Here is a 1,671-nt window from a genome sequence, read left to right on the forward strand (position 1 = left end):
GTTTGGTTCGAGACGTTCCTATGCACGGCAGCGCCGAAAGCAATCGAATGCGCCGAGGATACGGATGGTGTTTCGCTTATTCGAAGGCGGGTGTTCCGGACCTAGGCCGGAACGAAAAACCTGTCGATCGGGCGCGGCGGCTTGCCATTCTAGCTGCGCGGGCGATCGACGGCGGAAATGCTTTAACTATTCGGTCTAACCGGTGCTTTCCAGGCGTTGCGGCTCGGCCTTGGCTTCCGCGGCTTCCAGCAAGGCGTGGAACGGACGAAACGCCAGCATCAAGGCTCGGTAAATGGCGAAGGCGTCGGTCGGGTCTTTTTGCTTGAGTTCGGCGATTTCGTTCAGGTAGCGATGCAGCATTTTTACCAGATTCTCGATGGTCATCGCCAGCCAAGCATCGTTGGTAATCCATTTGTCGATGAATTCATCGAGGCGGGCGAAGGTCATTTTCAGCAGAGGATAAGCCGTCTGGGTTTCCTTGAATTCCCGTAGCAGCATGTACTCGATATACGCCCGGTCGGAAGCCAGACGCGGCCGGTTGGTGATCGTCAGATAGGTGGCTTTGTAGTCGGCATGTAGCGCATCGAATTTCTCGCAAAATTCGGCTTCGCTGGCAATATCGAGCCAGGGCTGCAGAATCGTAACCGTGATGGCGTAGCATTCGTCAATTGCGTCCGCCATTTTGTCGAATTGTTCGACAAAGGCCGGCTTTTTCAGCTCGTCTTTAATGATGCGTGCGATCGCGGCCAACTCGCCCGCGGTGACGCAAACCGTTGCCAATTCCCGAACAATTTTAAGTTCGCCTGCCATGGTGTCGATACCTCATTACTGTCTGGTAAAAAATGAACAATCGCTCGGACGCGAGACTTAGGCGGTCAGATCGACGATTTCGGCTATGCAGGCATTATCCTTGACCGTGTGCAGGGCATTGTCGAACAGCATATTCGAGTTATATAAAACGCTCTTAACGATGATGTTGCCGGCGGAATCCTTGATGACAAAGAAGGTATCGCCCTCGGGCACCCGGCTGGCGGCGATTTGGTGGCTCATTAGCGAGCCGGTCCGGACTTCCTTAATGCCTTGTATCGCTTCTTCCTTATTGGGGTAATCGCCGCTCATCAGGATCAATTCGCCCTTGCTGCTGAGAAAGTTGAATACATATTGATTGTCTTCGTTGGTTTTCAGTTCGAAGGTCGCTGGCATGATCTGCTCCGGAGTTTGTGGGTTGGATGGAATCGTCGTCGTTCGAATGCCGGATTTTCTAGTCCAGAAAAGCACCACAATAGCTACGCGGGCAGAAAACCTGGGTACGCGGCGGACGTTATTCATCCAAACGCAAGCATTGTGCCAAGAAAAAATCCTTAGAAATCAGTAGGCGAGCCGGGAGCCACAATGCAATTGTCGGGTTTGCGACACAACAACGGCGGCGATTCGATAGCGACATAGAACACGCTACGGCGGGTGCGGAGACAGTGGCTTGCCAAGCGAGAGTCATCGCTGGGCGCGGGACCTGGAAAGGATGGAACTTGTCTTCCCAGAAAGGGGGCTGGGTTTAGGTCGCACCGGCGGGAATGCGGCTTGTCTTTAAAATATATCCAACCATGGAAGATTCTACAGCGGCAATGCCCTGGTGGTTATTGAATTCATTTTACTGGTCACTCAAGGTGGCTT

At 53.1% G+C, this 1,671-nt stretch carries 2 protein-coding genes; both read right to left on the reverse strand.

Features of this window, described 5'->3' with window-relative positions; all coding sequences use genetic code 11:
• Positions 1–195: 195 nt before the first annotated feature.
• Positions 196–810 (reverse strand): hypothetical protein, encoded by a 615-nt coding sequence (locus AC3B8H_RS21090; RefSeq protein WP_488443470.1) that lies wholly within the window; start codon positions 808–810, stop codon positions 196–198.
• 57 nt (positions 811–867) lie between these two features.
• A complete protein-coding gene (locus tag AC3B8H_RS21095) occupies positions 868–1,203 on the reverse strand; it encodes a YegP family protein (protein WP_488443471.1) in 336 nt (111 codons plus the stop codon).
• Between the last annotated feature and the right edge of the window lie 468 nt (positions 1,204–1,671).

Source organism: Methylomonas sp. BG-2, assembly GCF_057766305.1.

Excerpts from the sequence above, each read along its gene's own strand:
- AC3B8H_RS21095 (WP_488443471.1), bottom strand. The coding sequence starts at position 1,203 with ATGCCAGCGACCTTCGAACTGAAAACCAACGAAGACAATCAATATGTA.
- AC3B8H_RS21090 (WP_488443470.1), bottom strand. The coding sequence starts at position 810 with ATGGCAGGCGAACTTAAAATTGTTCGGGAATTGGCAACGGTTTGCGTC.